The organism is Saprospiraceae bacterium (assembly GCA_016710235.1).
Lineage (GTDB): Bacteria > Bacteroidota > Bacteroidia > Chitinophagales > Saprospiraceae > Vicinibacter.
In genome coordinates this window covers 2,147,301-2,170,027 of the sequence record JADJLG010000001.1, presented here as the reverse complement: position 1 = coordinate 2,170,027, position 22,727 = coordinate 2,147,301, and the positions used below count along the sequence as shown (strand labels likewise).

The window sequence follows — 22,727 nt, the reverse complement described above, 5'->3', positions numbered from 1 at the left end:
ATAAAATATTTTTGAAAATTTCAGCCGGAAAGCCTATTTTTATTGCCCATGACTAACCAAATCCGGCTGCACGGCTCTCAGCTCAATACATTTTACAAAGAGGTTTTACCAGCTGACACTATGCAAATTTATTCATAGCCACGCTTCTCTCATCGACCTCAATTAATCTGATTAAAATATAAAAGTGTTTCATGTAGTAAATGCTTTTTGTTTAATATTTTGTAACTGGTATGAATTCAATCGTCAATACGAAACATATGAAAAAAGGAATTGGGTTATTTTTTTTATTTTTTTTAATTTGCAATACAGGTATTCTAGCTATTTCTCCACAATCAAACAGATTTCAAGACTCACTAACCCTTGTAAAACTCTATACTGAGACTCAGGGAACCAATTGGGTCATCAAATGGAATTTACAGACATCCATCAATAATTGGCACGGAGTAAGCCTGGACGGGACAGGTTGCGTAAGCTCTCTTGTGCTCAATAGCAATAACCTAAATGGACCGTTACCAAACGAGATATCGAATCTTACAAATGTTCGATATCTCAATTTCAATGATAATAAACTTTCAGGAACTATTCCCACATCTATAGGCAGCTTAAGCAATCTAGAGGACCTTATCTTGGACGACAATTTATTTGCAGGAATCTTACCATCTACCATTGGCAATCTATCCAAGTTAAGAACTATATCACTAAGACATAATTTATTGACTGGGGAAATTCCATTAGTTTTTTACAATTTAACCAATTTAAACTCAATGGCATTATCCAGAAATTCGTTTTATGGTACTATCCACAGTAATATTTCAAGACTATCAAAACTTTCATATATAGATTTATCAAATAATTTATTCGAAGGGACTCTCCCCTCTTCTATCGGCCAACTGATCTTATTATCAGAAATATATATCCAAAACAACCGCTTCAAAGGAGAACTTCCTTCCAGCATGTCTTCTTTAGTGAATCTGAGACATTTTTGGGCAAACGACAATGGTTTTAGCGGCAGCATCCCTGATCTCAGAAATAGTAAATTAATCAGTTTAAAAGCAGATCACAATCAATTTACAGAAATACCTGATCTTAGTACAATCAATACATGGGGAAGCACTTTTCCATTCGGGTTGGATATCAGATATAATAAATTTACATTTGAGGACCTGATTCCTTTGAGAAATTTTCCATCGCAGTATTTATACTTGTACGATCCTCAGGATTCCATCTACATTGAAAAAATGATATATATCCCACAAGGCAGCAATTACAATATTAAACTCTACACTGATCCAAGTATTCCTGATAATAATTACAAATGGTTCAAAGACACTTCTCTCGTTTTTATTTCTAATCATAATGAATACCAACTAATTCAAGTAACTGAAGCTGACGAAGGTATTTATTCAGGAGTAATCAGTAATGCAATTATTCCCGGTTTTGAAATACCAATCTCAAAATCCAGGGTGATCATTACTGATCCTGAAAAATGTAATAAACCTATAGCAGGTACCACCTGTCATACCGCTGCCAGTCTTTGCGGCACAACCGAACTACACAATTATTGCGGTAATTTGGGACTCAAAGATACTACGATCATACATGGATACCTTTGTGACTCAAGTTTACTTTTAGACAATCCCAGGTGGATTTCATTTGTAGCTACAGCAGACAGCATGTTATTTGAAATTTTTCCTATCAATTGCAGTTCAGTTGTTACTGAGGGTAATACATTTAGTGGACTCCAGGCTTCTATTTCTACAGGATGTGACTCTAACAGAGAAGTACTCTACTGCATGAGTGATTGTAGCAATGATCCTTTTATTTTGGGTGGAAACGGATTTCAAATAGGTGAAAGGTATTTTATAACTTTGGACGGCTGCGCCGGAAGTGTTTGTGAATATTTAATCAAAGTAATCGAGGGTAATAGTGTATTCAGACTAACACAACCTTCTGCAATTCAAGGTGATCAGGCATTTTGCCCGGATAGTGCTTCTCATTTATTCTCCATTAAAACCATTCCAGGCGCTGAAAAATATCAGTGGTTTGTCAATGATACATTCCACGCTCTAACGCTAGATTCACAGATAGTAATCAAAAATTTTGCATCAGGTATATATCAATTGAAAGTAAGAGCTTTAAACAATTGTGACACGACTTTATTTTCGTCGATACTCTTCCAGGTATTCTCCAAAATGGAAGCAAAGCAGCTCAATATCAGCAAAGAGGGAAAGGATTCTGTATTTATGGTTGCTTGTGAGATACAAGGAGGAAATCCACCTTACAGAATTATATCAGGTAATGGAAACATTGACTCATTGACAGGCGAGTTTTACTCTCAATTTATTCTCTGCAACAATGGATATCGCTTTGTCATAGCTGACAGAAGAAATTGCCAATTGACGATAGAGGGCTTTGAATCTTGCGGATGCGGATCATTTGCCGGAATAATTCCCAATGACACCTTACAAATTTGTGAAGGATCGAATTTTTCTACAGGAGCTGCTACCCAGGTGATGAGAGATTCAGGGGATGTCAGTGCTTATATTCTTTTTTCTGACACATCAGATATTCCTGGCAGTGTGGTAAAATATTCTACTTCGGGAATTTTCGCATACGATCCTATTGCGTATAGATTTGATTCTATTTATTATATCGCACATGTTGTTAGTCGACCGAATCATCTAGGACAGATCAATTTATTACACCCATGTGTATCAATTTCAAATTACTCTCATGTGGTATTTAGGCAGAAGCCAATTGTTTCAACTGGACCAAATTTGATTTTCTGCGGTTATGAAGGTGAAATCAACGCTTTTGGAAATTATACGTCAGGAATTTGGAAAATACTCACTGGAGGAAATAATCTTATAATTGATTCGGCATTGATGAACCTTACAAAAGTATTCGCAAAAGTGTATGGCACTTATACTTTACAAAGAGAAGTCTTCAACTTATTCTGTAGCTCTCAGGACGATCTTCAAATTGTTTTCAGAGATTCCATTGAAACTCAAATTACAGGATATAAATTCGTTTGTTCCGGCCAAACTACTTCCTTGGATGCCGGCGAAAATTTCAGTGAATATTCATGGTCCAATGGCGAGAAAACCAGATATGCTACTATTGCTCAGCCCGGTGATTATTGTGTCACAGTGGTTGATGAAAACAGATGCGTTGCATATGCATGTGCTCATATAGATTCCAGCACTGCTCCTTTTCCAGTACTCAGAGGACCAGACAGCCTATGTACCAGAAAAGAAGCACGCATCACTATTTCACAAACTTTTCCTCAATATATATGGAATACTTTTGACACAAGTTCTTCATTACTCATTGATAGCGGCGGACTTTATTGTGTGACGGTTACCGCTACCAATGGTTGTAAAGGTACAGATTGTATTTATGTAGAAACCAAACAACCCGGCTATGCCATTGTCCATGATACGGCATGTTTTGATAGTGAATATTTTTATCTAGGTAAAACTTATAAAGTGCCTGGGTCATACGAAGTTTTTCTAAATAAAAATAATTACAATAATTGTGATAGTATTGTCTTACTCGAACTAAGCGCTTTTCGCAAAATAAACATCATCGATACAATCATTTCTCCTGACCTGGGAAGTGGAAATGGCAGCATCAGTGTTCTGGCGACAGGTGGAGTTTCTCCACTCAAATACAAATGGAATACCGGACAAACCACACCATTCATCTCGCAGTTGATAGCAGGAAAATATACTTTGACCATTACGGATGGAAAAGCTTGTGTGATAGTTTTAGAATTTGTAGTATCATTGCAAACAGACAATCATGAATGGTTGGACAGGCCATCTTTTAAAATCATTCCAAATCCTTCCAGTCAGTTTCAAACAGTGACGATGCTAACATCTGCAGAACCAGGAACTTATGAAATCAGCATTTGGGATTTTACAGGGAAGAAATTAGAGCGACAAATCATAGAACTTAATTCGGCCAACAATCAAATTCCATTGGGGAGCCTTCCAGAATATGGAATGTTTATCATTAAACTAGAAAATATAAATTCTAAAAAATCAGCTCACCAAAAAATAATTCGTTATGTTCAATAATATTTTCCAAAATATTTTTCTTTTGATAGCAGTGCTTTTTGCACAAATATCCCATGCGCAAAATAAAATAATTTTGAAGGAGCTAGTAAGCGGTCTTTCTTTACCTGTTGAAATAGCAAACTGCGGTGATGAGAGACTATTTATTGTAGAAAAAGCAGGAAGAATAAAAATTATTGAAAATAACAAATTAGAAGATTCACTATTTCTAAATATTGTAGACAGGGTCAATTCAAAGAATGGTGAGCAAGGATTATTAGGATTGGCTTTTGATCCGAACTTTCTTCAAAATGGGTATTTTTATGTCAATTATACCGACAAATCATCAAATGAAGGGAAGACTACCATTTCAAGATTTTCTGTAAGTTCCTCGGATAAAAATAAAGCAATTCCTTCTTCCGAAAAAATTATCATGTCTATTCCCCAGCCTTTTACAAATCACAATGGAGGTTGTCTGAGATTTGGGCCTGACGGATTTCTATACATTGGCATGGGTGATGGTGGAAGCGCAAATGACCCAATGAATAATGGTCAAAGCACAAAAACCAGGCTCGGAAAAATATTGAGAATAGATGTGAGTGATACCAGTAGCTACAAAGTGCCACAAGACAACCCGTTCATTAATGATACCAATTATCTTCCTGAAATCTGGGCTTATGGATTGAGAAATCCATGGAGATTTAGTTTTGATAGATTGAATCATGATTTATGGATCGGAGATGTTGGTCAGGGAATGTGGGAAGAAATTAATCTCGAGAAAGCAAATAGTACAGGAGGTAAAAATTATGGCTGGCGATGTTATGAAGGAAATCATGCATTTATTCAGACAGGATGCAACAGTAGTACAGTTTATACACCACCAATCTTTGAATATGTGCATTCATCCACTACTGGATTATCCATTACCGGAGGATTTGTTTATCGAGGAAAACTATGTCCCTATTTAACAGGAAAGTATATTTATGGTGACTATGATTCTGGCAGAATCTGGGGCCTGGATTCGTTAGAAAATGGCAGTTTTTCAAATGAACTCCTATACGATTTCAAAGACAAGGAGCTTTCGACCTTTGGTGAAGATAAGCATGGTGAGTTGTTTATGGCATCCATTGTAGCCGGCAAGATTTATCAATTATTAGATTCTTGCAATTATGTAACTCGTTATCAAACTAAAGACGCTACCTGTGAAGAATCACTTGATGGAAAAATCGAATTATATGTACCGACTAACAGCACAATTCTCTGGCAAAATGGTCAAAAAACTCCCACTATTTACATGTTGTCACCTGGCGATTACGGATTTGAATTAAAATATAATTATTGCATATGGAGAGACACATTAACTGTTGGTGTTCTACCTAAGCAAAAAGCATGTTTGAAAGATAGTATTTCAAAAATGCTTTGTTCAGGAGATTCTTTGAATTTAGAGTCCTGCAATTCAAATACAACGATATTGTATTTCTGGTATAAAAATAATACTTTAAATTTTGCAACATCTGACTCCACATATAATGTCAAAGATGCTGCATATTATTCAGTGCAATGGCTGGACACATTAGGTTGCTATTCTTTGGTTTCGGATTCCATCTTTGTAAGTACATATCCTCAACCTATAACACCGATACTCAGTGCTGAACGTGACACAATTTGTACAAATGCAGTCGGTAATTTATACTATTGGTTTCTAGACACAAAACCATTGGACACTACAACTACTCCATGCATTGTAGGTAAAACAAAGGGAAATTATAGTGTATTCATGGTTGACACAAATGGATGTAATAGTGCAAATTCCAAGCCTTTATTCTTTGATCCATTATCCATCCAGGACCCATTCAATGAACAAATGATTGTAATCAGTCCTCAACCAGCTAAAGATATCATTCGCATTGAATGTCATCATCTCAATTGCAAAATAGAATCTGTCCAGGTTTACAATTTCCAAGGACAATCCATCACGATATATCCTTTGAAACTAAATGAGATGACAATGAATGTATCTCCACTAATTCCAGGCAAATACGTTTTGAAAATTAAAATAAATGGAAAAGAATATTCCAAACTAATCGTAAAAGAATAGTCTATAATTTACCAACCTAATACATATGCAAAAATCAATGGTGCTACTATAGTAGCATCTGATTCAACGATGTATTTTGGTGTATGAATATCCAATTTACCCCAGGTAATCTTTTCATTAGGCACTGCTCCAGAATAAGAACCATATGAAGTTGTACTGTCACTAATTTGACAAAAATAACTCCAAAAAGGAACATCATGCCATTCCAAATCCTGGTACATCATAGGTACAACACAAATAGGAAAATCTCCTGCGATACCTCCTCCTATCTGAAAAAAACCCACTCCTTTTCCACCAGAATTCTTCTTATACCAATCCGCCAAAAAAACCATATATTCAATTCCGCTTTTCATCGTAGAAGCTTTCAACTCACCTTTGATCACGTAAGATGCAAAAATATTGGCCATGGTAGAATCTTCCCAGCCACCTACTACGATCGGCAGGTTCCTTTCTGCTGCAGCAATCATCCAAGAATTTTTAGGATCAATTTCATAATATTGCTTTAATACACCGCTATTGATCATTTGAAACATGTATTCATGTGGGAGGTATCTCTCTCCTGTTTGTTCGGCTTTTTTCCAAATATCATAAATGTGTGTTTGCAATCGGCGAAAAGCTTCTTCTTCAGGAATACATGTATCCGTCACGCGATTGAGACCTTTTTCCAGCAGATTCCATTCTTCCTGGGGAGTTAGGTCGCGATAATTAGGTATCCTTTTGTAATGACTGTGTGCTACAAGATTCATCAAATCTTCTTCGAGGTTAGCGCCGGTACAAGATATAATATCCACTTTTCCTGCTCGAATCATCTCTGCAAGTGAAACACCAAGTTCTGCGGTACTCATTGCACCTGCTAAAGTCACCATCATTTTTCCACCTTCTATGATATGTTGTTCGTAACCCTTCGCTGCATCCACCAATGCTGCTGCATTAAAATGTCGATAATGATGTGTAATAAACTGTGATATAGGACCCTTATTCATTGATAAAAATTAATTTGATGAAGATTTATTTTTTTGCATAAAATTTGTAAGCAAGCATTTTATAGTAGAGTTTTGCTACTAAAAAGTCTGGAGCAGGGTTATGTTTATTTGGAGCCAATTCTACAATATCGAATCCAATGACATTCCGCTTGGTGAAAACCAGTTTTAAAAATTTCAGGACTTGATACCACTGCATTCCGCCCGGTTCAGGAGTACCTGTACTAGGCATCAATGATGAATCAAAAACATCTAAATCCAAAGTAATGAAAACATCTTTGGTCATTTTCCTGATACACTCATTCATCCAGGTATCGTTAGACATGATTTCATGAGCAAAAAATACTTTTCCTTTTTGTAAATACTTCTTCTCAGAAATATCCATACTTCTTATCCCAACTTGAAGTAGATTACAGCTTTTTTGAGCTTCTGCTACAGCACACGCATGATTATATTTAGTACCATTATACTCTTGTCTTAGATCAGTATGAGCATCCAACTGCAATACAGTCATGCTTTTGTGCTTTTCAGCATATGCCCTCAACACTCCAATTGAAATTGAATGCTCACCTCCAAAAAATGTTAAAAACTTTTTACTTTTCAACAATTCTGAGGTATGCTTATACGTTTTTTCTACCATCTCCTCAGGACTTAATTTTTTGACCTTGAGAGGCTTATTCATGTATACTCCAACTTTATATGGCTCGCTATTGGTCTCAATATCGTAGAGTTCCATATTTTCTGAAGCAAAACGAAACGCTCCAAATCCTTTATCTGCACCTTTGCCCCATGTGCTTGTACCATCATAAGGAATGGATGTCAAAACCACTCCAGCCTTATCAAATCGAGCATACTGATCTTCGATGCCTGCATAATTTTCCGAAGTACACTTCATACTATAATATTTAAATCATTTCAAATTGGATTCTTAAATTAAATTACATTACCGCAAGTTTTACTCAATTAGAACCAAAGTAAAACTGTCTAACAATTTTTTAAAGTATATAATTCAATCAGAATTCGAATCATTTATATCCCAGAATATGCAGCATGTCTCTTGCAGTTTGCTGCTCACTATACACCCAATCCACGATATTTCCGTTCTCGTCGCGGTCCACAATAATGTGCTTTGGTGATGGAATCAGACAATGCTTGATTCCACCATATCCTGATAACGCATCTTGATATGCTCCGGTGTGAAAAAATCCAAGATACAAAGGTTCTTTATCTTGCCTGTCATACTGAGGTAAAAAGAGCTGTTGATTTTGGGCCTCCCGATTGTAATAATCCGAATTATCACAACTGATTCCTCCTATATTGATTCGACGGTATTCATTATACCATTTATTGATTGGCAGTAAGATAAATCGTTCGGCAATTCCCCAACTGTCAGGCAGTGTATTCATCAATGAATTGTCAACCATGTACCATATCTCCGAATCATTCTGTTGTTTTTGTTCCAATACAGAAAAGATCGTAGCACCACTTTCACCCACAGTATATTTTCCAAATTCTGTAAAGATATCGGGTTCATCTACACCGTCTTCCTCGCATGCCTCTTTCAACATAGAAACGATGGATTGAATCATATACTTATAATCGAATTCAAAACCTAAGGAATTTCTGATCGGCAATCCACCTCCTATATTAATTGCTTTGAGCGAAGGAAACTGTTTTTTGAGTTCAATATAAGTTTTGATCCCACGCTTTAGTTCTCCCCAATAATAAACGGTATCTTTGATCCCAGTATCCACAAAAAAATGAAGCATATACAGCTCAAACTTTTTGTTCTTCTTCAACTTCTCTTTACAAAACTGCACTATCTCCGAAGATCTTATTCCCAGTCGAGATGTATAAAATTCGAAGCTTGGTTCTTCTTCCGTTGCAACTCTTACACCAACTTTACATTTTTTCTGTATCCTTGTTTCTAAAGCATCTATTTCAAACTTATTATCTAATACAGGGATCACATTTTTGAAACCTGAATTGATCAATTGGGCAATATTGTCCAGATAATTTTCAGTTTTGAAACCATTATTTACAATAATATGATCCTTGCTCAGCTTTCCATTTTTGTACAAATTAAGTACCAGATCTATGTCAAAAGCAGAAGATGTTTCGATCTGCACATCGTGTTGCAATACTTCTTCCAATACATATGAAAAATGACAACATTTTGTACAATAGCAATAATGATATTTTCCTTTGTAAGAAGAAGCTTTTATTGACTTATTGAAAAGATTTCTGGCCCGCTTAATTTGTTCACCAATTCTGGGAAGATATGTCATCTTAAATGGTGTCCCGTATTTTTCTATCAATGACATTAATGGTATGCCATTAAATACCAATTCATCTTTTTCCAAATCAAAACCTTCTTGCGGAAAGTAGTAGGTTTGGTCTATGAGATCAAAATATCGATTTACCATCTTTGTAAGCGAAGTATGTATTTTGCCGTAAAATTAACAGATTCTTCCGTTTCACTGTCAAAATAAATAAGAGCTTTAATAGCAGAGATAATTATATATATAATACTTACATATACATATAATATTGATTTACTATTACTTATTTAGTATTTTCGGCGTTTAACTCTTAGTCAGACTTCCCTAAGGTCAGGAAAATTTCTTGGTTTCACAGCAAAGGTGGTGCCACACCAGTTGTTAAAAAAAAGCGCCTTGGTTTAACAAACCAAGGCGCAAAACGAAACCGATTACTACACACTTTACTTTTTCTAATCCTGAGAAATCTTAATCGATTAAGATCATTCTCCTGAATACTCTATTTTTATCAGTTTGGAGATGGTAATAGTAAATACCACTTGAAGGCAATTGCTTTTTCTGAATATTGATCTCATGATAACCCTTATCATAATTTCCAGATTCAACGTAGACTGTCTTTCCATTCATATCCGTAACAGTACACGTTATATGCGCATTATAGTTGATAAAGAATGGTACTACTGTAGCATGTTGGAATGGATTCGGAATGTTTTGATACAATCTCAAGTCGTCGCTAAATGCATCTGAATTGAACTCCAACTGTAGTGATTTACTCTCACCGGAAACCGTATAACATTCTGACAAAAATCCATTATTCAATATACTTAATATATTAGATAATTTTGCATTAGACTGCAACTTGATCTTTACTTTCAACGAGGCATTATCTTCTTTGGTCCAGCGATGGGAAACATCTGCCCAAGACAATACGACAACTCCATTATCCAGCAAATTAACGTTTTCAGGTTTAATCAAATTTGAATTGTCAAATACCAACTCTTCTATATTACAAACCGCCCTGTCAAACTGCAATGCTATTTGGACTCCATCCCAGTTTCTGATTGAAGCAAATGGAACTTCAATAACATATGACTCTGCCTTCTGCAACTCTGCATCCATCATAGAAATAGATTCTATATTCTTGCTTCTGGTTGTAGTAGAAGCCAGACCAAACTGGTGATTTGAATCATCAATATCTCCAATTTTGATGCCCACAAAATCCGCATAATAATTACGATTCAGCTTCTGAATTTCAAATGCTTCTTCGAAATTTTCTGCCAATGGATTGTACGGATCCTGGAACGAATAAGATTTTGTAATAAACCTCCAAGAAGTATTATTCGTAAACGAAGATTGAATTCCTAGTATCAGTTTCCTGATTTCCGAAATATCTGACCCAGTCACTCTTTTGTTATTGTTTACATCAGCTGCTACATATTTCAGAGGATCATCAAATTCTTTTATTCCTAATATGTGCTTTTGGATTTGCACGATATCAAATGTGGTGACTCCATCGAGATGATTGAAATCATACAGAGGTTTCACCTGATAAGAACCGCCCAAAGGCATATTCATAAATGAATAGCGTCCATTTCCATTCGTTTCTGCAGACAAAGTATTATTGCTGATCAACTGCACCGGTATTTCGCTCATGGACAATTTTCTGCGAGATTCTATCAAACCTCTGACATGTGCGAAGTTGAATGTATTGTTACAGATTGAATCTTCATCCACAGCCTGGAATAATGTAACACATGAATCGATGTTGCCTGCCTCATCTTTGAAGTACACTGTTCTCTCGCCGGTATACTCTCCAAACATGATCGAATCACAACAAATCATAAATGTTGATCCATGAAATCATTGATATCAAACGACACCATAATCGTTGCGGAATCTGAACAATTGTCTGTTGCGTTTCTCACAAAATCTCTTGCATTAAAAGTAGCACATTCTGTGTCAGTAATTTTTCGGACTACCTTCCTGCAAGTGAATTCAGGTTTTATTGTATCCAGTACGGTAATCAAGATTGTTTTTGTGGCTTGATTGCAACATGCATCAGTTGCAGTAAAGGTCACTGTGGTTGTACCAAATGGATAAAATCCTGAGGCATCTTCAAACATATTGGCACCGTAAGGAGAATTGTTTGTGATCACGACTAAGTTTGAGTCGCAATCTCCAGAAAATGCCTTCATGAATACATAATTGTTGCATGATGTGTCGCTCGCATACAAAGTAGTATCTCTCACTCCCATGATACTTGGAGGCAAGGTATCATTTCTGATGATTGTTTGTATATATTCTATCGCTTCGTTGGTACAACTATCAAAAACTGTCCACGTCCGTTGAATCTCACACGTTTGAGTGATTTTACACAAATTGCTGTCAGCATAAGTAATCCTTGCTCTAAAGCAAGTTGCACCTGCTGTGTCAATGGTTGGCATGCCAAGAATGGAAGGATCAATATCATCACATTCCTCTACAGTAACCGGAGATGTCGGCCAATTGATATCTAAACTATCCAATGGATTTGGATTTTCAACAGTGATAATTTGACTACAAGAGGCAGTATTGCCTGATGCATCTGTTACCGTGAAAATTCTCGTAATTGTACCGATTCCACAAATATTCTGGTTGCGAATAACACTATCCTTCAATGTCGGATTCGGGCAATTATCGCTGAACTGCGGTTGCCCAAACTGGCTGAGATCATTTGTATTCACACTACAAGGCACCAATGTATCATGAGGACATGTAATTTGAGGCGGTACATTTTCTATAACTGTCACCTTGGTAGTACAGCTGTCCTTATTTCCACAACTATCCGTTGCAATAAACAATACGGTAGTCATACCCACCGGATAAAAATTACCTGTTGGTATCTTAGTAAACTGGACACCTGCATTGCATGAATTATTCAATGTTGGATCCGGCAAATTTACTATGGCACCACATTCAGTCTGATTTGCATTGACAACCGTATCCGGTGTACATGTGATCGACGGCTGGCCTTGATTCTTTGTGATCAGATATTGATTAAATCTGAACACCTGACTTGCACTACAATCGTTTCTTGCAGTCCACGTACGTTGAATGGTTCTGCATTCGCCTCCACCTTTCAAAGAATCAACATAACTAAAGTGAATTAATCCACAATAGTCTTTACTCAAAGAAGGCATACCTGTGATTGAAGGATCAAGATTAGGAATACAGCTGTAGGAAGTAAAACTATCTTGAGGCCAAATGATATCAGCAGGATTCAAATTCACATCTCTGATAATGATTTGTGTTCCTCTCAATACTGTATCCACAATTGGCCTACATCTAACTCTTACCGACCAATTTCTATTAACCTGATAACAAATTTCAGGATTTGTACGAATGGTATCATCCCGATAAGTTATCATTAAACTGTCGCATGCACAATCTACTGTCGGATATCCATTAAGTGAATCTGGCAATAATGGTTTTTTGCAATCCGTAACAGTGATGTTAGGTGGCAAAATCAGTTTTGGTCCATTTGGATGGATCACTTTTAAAATTTGGTCATAGCGATACTCTTGCTTGTTGGCACCAGTACGACATGTATTACTGACTAACCAGGTTCTTCTGATAATTTTACACGTATCATTGTTACTCAATACTTGGTCAGAATAAGAAATTGAGACGTAACCGCAGAAATCTTTAAACAATTTCGGAACATTATCAATAATGCCCGTATCTACTTTCCCGCCGCAATTGTCAACATATACTGAATCTGCCGACCAATCAATATCTCCCGGTTGAATATCGATCACAACTGTAATCTTTTGTGTACCCATAAATGTACCAACAACATCAGGAGGACAATTAAATGTAGATGTCCATTTTCTGTAAATTGTATAACAAGCATTTGCACCACCATTCACAGTAGAATCTCGGTATGAATGATTGAATATATCACAATTACAATTTGTGTATGGATATCCATTCAAAGAATCCGGGACCAAGACTTTTTTACAATCAGTAACAGTAATGTCAGCAGGAACGAAATATTTCACACCTGAGAAATTTACTATCTTCAATACTTGTCTGAATGAGAATGATTGTGAAGCAACACACTTACTGAAAACTGTCCAAAGCCTTTCAATAAAAACACATTCTGTGTTTCTACCAATTTCCCTGTCAGTAAATCTCAGCATTACCTGACCGTTATAGTCACAGAACTTCGGTGTATTATGAATAATCGCTGTGTCAAATGCTCCGGTACAATTGTCTACCAGTACACTATCTGACGGCCAGGTGATATCGGAATCTTTCAGATTTGTAGTAACATATATTTTCTGAACACTTTCATTCACCCATAATCCTTCGTTAGGACAGTTAAATCTGACTGTCCATTTTCTATATATCACATAGCAATAATTTGGAACATTTGTCACAATACTATCGCTGTGAGAAGTTCCTAAGTGAGTACATGGACAGGTACCTAATATAGGAATAGAAGTTATTGTACTTGGATCATAATTGGTCACGCAACTATTTACTATGATATCAGCAGGGAATCTTACACAAGAACATTTATTAAACTGAGTATTTGACTGAATATCGATAAAGGATTGGCAACAATCTTGTTCGCCATTTGAGGCTGTGATACATAATGTCACTTCTCTTCTTCCAATGCTGTCACAATTGTATGTGATGGACTTCACAGTAGTGTCAAGACCAAAAGAATAAGTGATCGGGTAATTACATGGGTGATAACTTCCTTGATCGAAATCTTTAGCCCAAATGGTTACCATTTCTTGATCTACTTTACCATCATTATTAAGATCCATCGGTACTAAACTTGCAGCCAAACCATATTTGCAATAAGCAACTGGCTTCTTCTTATTAATCACTTCAATGGCTCTTGTACAGGCACTCTGGTTGCCACACAAATCTTCAAATAGTACAGTGTATTCGTGTGAACCCAGCGGATAAAAATGTCTCAATCTTATAACACCACCAACACCCCTTACAAGTGAATCCACAATTCCATCAGAATTCAAGTCCGCACTATATTGCCAGAATAACTGATCTGCCGGTGTACAGTCATCATCTGCGCTTGCAAAAATATCGACGTATGCACCAAAACAAGAAGTATCAGGAGTGAACACTTTTAAATCTTCACAACCATCCTGAATAGTAGGTTTGATAGTATTGTTCACTTTAATAATCTGTGTGTGCTCGTAATACAAGTTTTCATTACTTCCAAATCTACACCAGTTGATTACTTTCCATTTACGGAGTATTTTATAACAAGCATCACTGCCATTTACGAATCTGAATAAATGATCTTCATAACTCACTCCCGTCAAATCACAAAAATCTTCAATCAAGATGGGATACCCGAGAGTATCCGGCAAATTCGTTGGATCCAATGCATTTGTCTGGCAAGTTGTTGTATCAAAGTCATAAGGCCAGATGATATCTTTCTCAGTGAATGGATGCTCATTGATGATGGTAATTCTCTGCACTGCAACAGTATATCCTAATGCATTTCCTGCTACAAATATCCTGTCAATGTAACCTTCTCTACACTGATCAATATGAATGCTATCTACTTCTGTCAAATCTGCAACACAATTGTCCGAAACAGTAGCGGACCCAAACTCAGAAAGATCATTCAAATTAATATGTCTCTCACAGCTAATCGTCACATCATGCGGTGGATATACCGTTGGAATCACTTTATCTTGTACTTCAACTTGTACCATACAGCTATTAGCATTTCCATGATGATCAGTTACCAACATAATTACAGTGATCAACTTTCCTACATCTTGGCAACAGAATCCCACTGAATCTGCAAAAACTGTTGAATTGAAAGTACATGGTACACCATTATCCATCCTGCGCACTTTCATGGATTTAATATGACACTCATCATAACTGCCATCATCAAATACATGTGCAGGGACCCAAGCTTCTCCAAATCTATCTAGTGATACAACCATCTCCTTGTCACACACAGCAACAGGTGGAGTCAAATCTTGAACTATTACTACAAAACTTGCACTATCTACATTGTGGCATTTATCGTATGCACGTACTTTCAATACGTTTGTATCTGCAGGGATTTTCAAATAAGCACCCTTGAAATCAGTAATAATTCCACCTGGATAAACTAAATCTACTCGTACTTCGCTTCCACAACTATCGAAAGTTTTGATAGGTGGTATCCATAACTCAACTTCACAATTGTAACCTGGAGTAGTTGTTGTGCGAATCGTATCCAACGCTAGAATTGTAGGTGCCTGACGATCTACAATTTCTATCAATTGATTGAAAACTCTTTTGTCAAATGATGAGCAGGTCCATGTGAATATTTCCCAATTCCTGAGAATTTTTTTATTGCAACTTTTAGGATCTGGAATTTCAAGATCATAATAACGAATACTGTAATCACAATATTTTTGGTCATTGTTTGGATAAAGTGATTGTCCGTTCAATGTTGGAACTCCAGTTTCTTCTGGCAAAGGATGACCTAAGCTGTCAGCTTCAAAATTATTACAAGTCAAAGGATTCTTAGTAATTAATGAGAAACTATCAGGATACACAATGGAATCTAAAGGTATTCTTTTTAGATAAATTTTTGTAGTACATCGTGATGATCTGTTACCACTTTTATCAATAGCTGAATACACTCTAGTTACGATTTTGGAATAATTCGGATCGCATGAAGTATTTTCTATAGTCTCATCTAACAATTCTTTTGTAGGATTTGGATCACAATTATCATATACATATGGTTTTAGATAACTTGTCATCCTTGTACAAAGAATTGTATCATTTGCACAGACTATCTGTGGCCGAGTCTTATCTTCTATGGTCAACTTGCTCCAGCAAGAATTTCCGTTGCAAATATTCATCACTTTGGCTGTCAATACCTGACCAATATAACTTCCGTCCACAGTAGCATTTGGAATGATATATCCATGCTTATCCATCACGATTACTGCATAATTTGTATATGTGTATGGACCACCAGCAAGCAAAATATTTGGAGTTATGATAGCCTGACAATTTTTATCAAGAGATACCTGTAAATCGCCGATACAATTCATTTGTTCAGCAGTTGAAGTTTGGACTGTAACAGGTATTTCTAATGGTTTTAAACATGAATTTGGATTGACTTCACGTATAGTTAGTAAATGGCTTGTGCCTATGCCACCTGTCCAATGTACATTAATCTCATTCAAATTTGGATCAGAGGTAATTGTACCACCAGAACTCAATGTCCACTCATAGGTACTTGATGGGTTGTATGCAACTCCATAATGAACATCAGAATTCGAACAAACAGGGCTATAACCTGTAGTTTGATGAGGCACATCATATCCACAAGCTCTAGAATTATAATTTACCTTATCTCCGTATTGATTTTCTAATATAAAGGAGAATGGATGGCCATCAATGGAAATAGCACAAAACTCAAATACCTCACTTGTACCATTTGAAACTACGGAAGGCACTACAAATCCAAGTGGTCCTGTAGTAAATTCTGTAGGAGCAGCCGGAGGTGCAGCACTGGCTTCAGAATATAAACCACTGATCTCCCGAATGAACCATACGTCTCCTGCCTGAGACTCAATATTAAAACAACTGATAAATTGGCCGTTTGATGGTGTGGTAGCATTATTTAAACATCTGCAAAGATCTTGTTGAACTTCCACCAGAAATACGCCTGCAGGGTCTGCATCGTCCTCGTCTCCTGTAATATCACCTTCGTCAACAATTGCATTTCCAACTTTGTCTTGATTTGTAAATACATTTCCTCCTGAATCATTATTCTCTATATCATCGGGTTTTGAATCTTCGTCCGGAAGATTGAGATCGTTCTCAGCAGCAAAAATTTCAGCGCGATTTACTATTGCACCTTTCCTTGCACTTGCAGTGACTTCTACATCAAAATATACTGCCAATGTATCTCGGTATTTTAATCCACCTGCAGGAATTTTACCATTAGCAACGCTAAAAGTATAGTAAAATTTACCTGAGGACATGGGTCCTGCTACCCAATCAGGATCTCTAAATCGCAATCCCTCCGGAAGATAATCTACAACTGTAATCGATGTGGCTGGAACCGTCCCTTGATTGACTACAGTTATTTTGAAACTAATATCCTGACCATGTTCTACTATTCTAACCCCAACGTCTTTGGCCAAAGCAAGATCAAAATTATCCGGATTCGTACAAGTCTGATCCTGATCATCTTCATCAATATTGCCATTATCAGTGATATTATTTTTGTCTGAGTAGCCTACATCATCAGTTTTGTCATTTGTAGGGTCAGAGTCCGCTACAGAATCAAAATCCTCGATAACAACTCCTTCAGATCTATAAATTGCTGACAATTCTGTCACATTACAAAATCTTAGTCCCTGTCTTTTAGGTCGGATAATCAAATGAATATGCAATACTTTCTTTGAACCAACTTTAAGTGTATTTCTATCTGTATATATTGCTGCTCCTGATGATTGGAGTGTCCAACCCGGATTTAAAGAAGCATCAAAAATATAATTTGTATCTACATAATCGATCACATCAAAGCCACTCACCGGTAAAGATCCCTGATTGAAAACTTCAATAGCGAAATCAACTGTATCTTTTGAATTATAAAATCTTTCTATGTCCGGTACTGTCTTGCGCAATGCCAAATCATAAATTCCAATTCCTGCTATATCTTCATCATCTTCGTCTATCATACCGTGGTCAGAAATCATATTATCTGTTTCAGTATTCCATACTGCGCCAAGATCATTTCCCAAAATGGCGTCAGGAGTCGAGTCAAAATCTCTTGAACCAATGTCCTGTCCAGATGCATTCTGGAAAGCACTTATTTCACTATAATTGAACACATTATTTTCCGGAGCAGTCGATGTTGCCTGAATCTTGATCTCTAACAAAGTCGATGAATAAGCCTTTAGTTCAGATAATCTTATCTGAGCTATTCTAGCTTGAGATGTCCAACCCTCTGAAATGGATGTTGCTGCCAATTCATAACCTGATGGCAAATAATCTGAGACTAATACGTTTTTTACGTCAGTATTGCTTTGATTAAATACTTCGATAATAAACTTAAGCTCACCCAAATACTTCACGTAAGTCCCTGCTGCAACTGTTTTTCTCAGAGCAAGATCCACAAAATGAACCAGCTCAGGATCTGCATCATCCTCGTCAAATGATTTACTTCCCGTAAGTAAATTATCTGTTGGTGTACCATACAAACCACCATTATCATTTGTCGATATCATATCAGGATCTGAATCAATATCAAAAGAATTCATGTTCCGATTCTGCAAATCTTCTGCTCCAACAATTTCCGCTCTATTGAGCAAAGCACTTGGATCCGAAACATCTGATATTCTCAATACAATATCGATCGTTGTGCATTCTCCGGGTTTTAATTCAGACTGAACAATATTTCTCAAAATTCCTCCCTGAAACATCCAACCATTGTTGTCATGAGAACTCAGTATTAAACCTGAAGGTAAATAATCAACTATCTGAATATTCTGTGCTGAGACACTTCCTTGATTACAAATTTTAATGTGTTGAATTACGTCTTCATTTTGTTTCACAGGCAATGCATTGTCTGCTGTCAATATGAGCGCAAGATCAAAGACTTGTAATGCCTCAGGATCATGATCATCCTCATCATCTGTGACTCCATTTCCTGTCCATAAATTATCGGTAGCACTTGAAGGTATACCTCCTAAATCGTTAGAATTGTCAGCGTCTTGTTTTGAATCTACGTCGCTCACTTCATCTTTATTTGAATTTTGGATACTGCTGATTTCCGCAAAATTGATCAGTTCATCTGCATTCGAAGACACAACTTTTAGAACAATTTCCTTTGTGACGCTTCCACCGGGCAATAATTCATTATTGACCAAACATTTTGCAATTCCATTCTCCAATTTCCAACTCGGATTTGATGCCGCAACAAATTCTAAGCCAACAGGAATATAATCCACAATTTCAAAACATGATACAGCAATATTTCCTTGATTTATAAGCTGGATCTGGAAAGGAACAAGCTGATCTAATTTTACAGGTGTCTTAACATTAGTTTGCAATATCAAAGCTAAATCATAATAAAATATTCCTGCCTGATCATGGTCGTCTTCATCAGTCAATCCATCACCGTCCAGTCTGTCATCATTTTCAGTAAATACTCCGGCCCCGGCATCATTATCTGGATCTTGATCAGGTCTAGAATCAACGTCCATGATAGCTTCTCCTTTTTCATTGCGCATACTACTGATTTCAGCAGTATTAATTAGAGAAACAGTATTGTCGTACTTCGTCAGTTTTAATTTCAGTGGAATAAAAATATCCTCGTATGGAGCTAATCCTTTAGTAGAGGTATACACCAATTTACCATTTACAATATTCCATTCAGGATTCAAACTATGATCAAATTCATAAGCTTCACCCAAGTAATCTGTTATCTCGTAAGAAGCAACATTCTGATTTCCCTGATTCTGAATATAAATATCAAATTGGACAAAATCACCGACTTTATATCCGGAAGATACTTCCAACCTTTTAATCAATGCCAGATCATATACCACAAGTGATTCACGGTCATGATCATCCTCATCCAGAAATCCATCTCCGTCCAACTGATTGTCTGTGACATCATGTACTATTCCGCCTGCATCGTTATTTGGATCATTGTCCGGTTTTGAATCAATATCGATAATATCTTCACCTTTTGCATTTTTCAGAGCAGAAACTTCTGCAGTATTAATTATCGTTTGGATACCTGTGCTATAAAGTATTTTAAACCCAATCGGTATGACTCGTTTTTCACCTTTTATTAAAGCAGAAGTTGAATTGTAAACAGCCGTCCTGCCTACCAACTTCCATCCTGCACTTTTTTCAGCTATAAATTCAAGTCCATCAGGAATATAATCACTAATCTCAAATTGATCAAGTTCTGTGTCACCTTGATTAACTACAGTGATATCAAATATTACTATTCCTTGCGGTGCAATTACTGAGATTGGATTAACTTGTTTGATCAAAGCAATATCGTATATTGGATTTGGTTCAACTGGACCTTCTTCTTTTCGTCCACAAGTTTTAAATCCAAAGTCCAATGTATAATTATTTTGTCCGCTATTTCCTGTATGAGCGGAGATCATTGGAATTCCTTTTAGACTTGGACACAATGACACATCACCCAGAAAAGCATCGCTGTCTATATTGTCTCCCAATAAAGTGGCGTCCTGAATTGTCAAACACAATGAATCATTTCCCCAGACAAGTTTTTGATTATTTACATCAAATCTTGAATCTTGAAGTACAATGTAATATTGAGAATTGTACAAAATCCCTCCCGCAACATTATTCTTGTTAAATAGATAATTGCCATTGATATCTGTAACTGTTGTCGTTAATAAATTACATTGACTGTCATAGAGTGCAATTCTCAATCCTGAAATTCCTGATTCATTTGGATCTTGCAAGCCATCTCCGTCAGAATCAAGCCAAATTCTGTTGCCGATCACGATCTCAGCCGGAGCGTATACTACTTCTACATCTCCAAGACCAGATGCTTTGCCAAATGCGGATGAAGTGGAATTATATAATTGGACAGCACCTAATTTTTTTCCGTTGATAGTACTATAACGATGTAATCCACCAGCCAAAGATTCATAAACAGGATCAAATGCTGAAGAAATGACTTGATCGGAACCTGGCACCACAGCTATGGATCCCATGGATACTTCTGGATGTAAACTCGGGCCAATCACCCAGTAATCTTCACCAAAGAACTCTCCACCTCCAGGTCCCTGCCCGTTACTTGAGCCTGAACCAACCAATGTTCCCACCACACCATTGCGTTCCAATGACCACAATCCATTGTCTTTGTGCAGCATTAAAATATCTCCAAACTGGTTTGTCAGGATTTCATTTGCTCTGCAAAAGCTATGACCATTACGATCCGCTATTGCAAGTATCATGTCGCCTCCATCCGAAAAATCGATATCTGTAAGCCATTGTGAAATCAATCCTTTCGCTGCAGTACCTACATCCTTAGGCCAATACTTTTTTCCAAAATCTGTTGAAAAAATTAAATGAAAAGTTCTCGTCAACAAATTCATTTCATAAACATGAAAAAAATGTTCTGCCTCATTTGCACTAGTCTCTGCAGTACAAGTTACACCTACATAAAGAGAACCTTTATTATATTTTAATGCTGACACAGCATAATCAGAATTACTACAACCAGGATCCGGGACCTTAATTTCAAATGTGTTTGATGCATTTGCACCAAGCGTAGGAAGGATAACAATCGATTTTTGGTAGAGATTACTTACAAAAAGCAAATTTTCATCCGAAGAAATATCCATATCTCCCAGACCAACTTTTCCTACAAGGTTGCCATACGCGCAACTGTTCAGAGCTACACCCTGTACAGATCCAGTATTAATTCCAAGGGTTTTGAGATCAATATACGGTGTTGTGACCATAGATTGATAATTTGTTTGATAAATACCCCCTGTTCCCAGAGCACCTAGCCCGGTGCCTACTTTTACAAAAGCAGAAGAAAACAATTGGTTGCTTGATTTTTTATATGCGAGTCCCCATACCGCACCGGTTTGAGAATGCATAGCAATTTTTGAAATCGGAGTCGTGGTTTTAAAGCTTTGGGAAAGTCTCACCAATGTTTCACCACTAGCCTGTGAATTGGATTCACCTTGAACGAAGCAGCTTACTGCCAAATCACTCAACAATCCACCACCATTGTATGAAGGGTCAAACAATCCAAATAAAATATTACAAGCTGGGGCTGTTTGGATTCTGATATCAGAAATATAATCTGCTCCTGATAAAGAATATTCCAACCATCCGGGTTTTGATATTTCTATCAGATAATTATCTCCATCCTTCAATCCAGTCAACTTATAAGAACCATCATTAGCCGTATAAGCTTCTGCCAATGTGTTTCCAGATGGTGCAACTGCAATCACTTTGATATTGGAAAGAGCTTGATCTGAAGCATCTTTTATACCATTATAATTTTTGTCCCATACTACCTGACCGGAAATCGTACCCGGTACAATAGTGCACTGAGCATTGATGTCATTGTAAAATAGTGAACCGGAAAAAACAAGAAAGAAAAGTGGAAAAAGAAAACTTGTTTGCTGATTATACCTGCACCTTAGTTGCTGGTATACGTGTAAACGCTGTAGATTTCCCATTATAAAAAAAATATGTGTAGTTTAATAAAATACGCTTTAAATAGACCTTCGTTAAAAGGCCTGTTTTGCTA

At 36.7% G+C, this 22,727-nt stretch carries 7 protein-coding genes; 2 read left to right on the top strand and 5 right to left on the bottom strand.

The annotated features are described in order from the left end of the window. Positions 1–257 precede the first annotated feature (257 nt). Together IPI99_08620 and IPI99_08615 are read left to right on the top strand one after the other, a co-directional pair. Positions 258–4,082: a hypothetical protein gene (locus IPI99_08620; protein ID MBK7340577.1), complete on the top strand. Its 3,825-nt coding sequence runs from the start codon at positions 258–260 to the stop codon at positions 4,080–4,082. Beyond that, complete coding sequence (locus tag IPI99_08615; protein ID MBK7340576.1) at positions 4,072–6,156, top strand: PQQ-dependent sugar dehydrogenase; 2,085 nt, start codon at positions 4,072–4,074, stop codon at positions 6,154–6,156. Before IPI99_08620 ends, IPI99_08615 begins: the two co-directional genes overlap by 11 nt. Positions 6,157–6,164: 8 nt before the next feature. Here IPI99_08615 and IPI99_08610 read toward each other — a convergent pair whose 3' ends face one another. The 5 genes from IPI99_08610 to IPI99_08590 all read right to left on the bottom strand — a co-directional run bounded on the left by IPI99_08610 (position 6,165) and on the right by IPI99_08590 (position 22,656). Continuing rightward, complete coding sequence (locus IPI99_08610) at positions 6,165–7,139, bottom strand: deoxyhypusine synthase family protein (protein ID MBK7340575.1); 975 nt, start codon at positions 7,137–7,139, stop codon at positions 6,165–6,167. 25 nt (positions 7,140–7,164) lie between these two features. Continuing rightward, positions 7,165–8,031: an agmatinase gene (gene speB / locus IPI99_08605; GenBank protein MBK7340574.1), complete on the bottom strand. Its 867-nt coding sequence runs from the start codon at positions 8,029–8,031 to the stop codon at positions 7,165–7,167. A 130-nt stretch (positions 8,032–8,161) separates the two neighbouring features. Next, positions 8,162–9,562 (bottom strand): arginine decarboxylase, encoded by a 1,401-nt coding sequence (locus IPI99_08600; GenBank protein ID MBK7340573.1) that lies wholly within the window; start codon positions 9,560–9,562, stop codon positions 8,162–8,164. Positions 9,563–9,883: 321 nt separating this feature from the next. Next, positions 9,884–11,236, bottom strand: a complete 1,353-nt coding sequence (locus IPI99_08595) for a T9SS type A sorting domain-containing protein (GenBank protein ID MBK7340572.1) — start codon at positions 11,234–11,236, stop codon at positions 9,884–9,886. 17 nt (positions 11,237–11,253) lie between these two features. Continuing rightward, a complete protein-coding gene (locus tag IPI99_08590; GenBank protein MBK7340571.1) occupies positions 11,254–22,656 on the bottom strand; it encodes an HYR domain-containing protein in 11,403 nt (3,800 codons plus the stop codon). Positions 22,657–22,727 lie beyond the last annotated feature (71 nt).